This is a genomic window from Megasphaera sp. UBA4382 (assembly GCF_002391155.1).
In the GTDB taxonomy this organism is placed as follows: domain Bacteria; phylum Bacillota; class Negativicutes; order Veillonellales; family Megasphaeraceae; genus Megasphaera; species Megasphaera hexanoica.
This window is the reverse complement of record NZ_DGRS01000081.1, coordinates 27,822-28,359: the sequence shown is the minus strand read 5'-3', so window position 1 is coordinate 28,359 and position 538 is coordinate 27,822. Positions and strand designations below refer to the sequence as shown.

At 54.6% G+C, this 538-nt stretch carries 1 rRNA gene (running past one end of the window); it reads right to left on the bottom strand.

The annotated features are described in order from the left end of the window. A 16S ribosomal RNA gene (locus tag B4H10_RS09915) occupies nucleotides 1-538 on the bottom strand (its annotated part continues 428 nt past the right edge of the window); the annotation flags it as partial.

Sequence of the window (538 nt, the reverse complement as noted above, 5' to 3'; positions counted from 1 at the left end):
GAGCACTTAATGCGTTAGCTTCGGCACCGAACTCTCTCGAGTCCGACACCTGGTGCTCATCGTTTACGGCGTGGACTACCAGGGTATCTAATCCTGTTTGCTACCCACGCTTTCGTGCCTCAGTGTCAGTTTCAGTCCAGAAAGCCGCCTTCGCCACTGGTGTTACTCCTAATATCTACGCATTTCACCGCTACACTAGGAATTCTGCTTTCCTCTCCGATACTCCAGTCTCCCAGTTTCCGTCCCCTCACGGGGTTGAGCCCCGCACTTTTAAGACAGACTTAAGAGACCGCCTGCGCACCCTTTACGCCCAATAATTCCGGACAACGCTTGCCACCTACGTATTACCGCGGCTGCTGGCACGTAGTTAGCCGTGGCTTTCTCTTACGGTACCGTCACAACAGGATGGTATTAGCATCCCGCCCGTTCGTCCCGTATAACAGAGCTTTACAACCCGAAGGCCGTCTTCACTCACGCGGCGTTGCTCCGTCAGACTTTCGTCCATTGCGGAAGATTCCCCACTGCTGCCTCCCGTAGG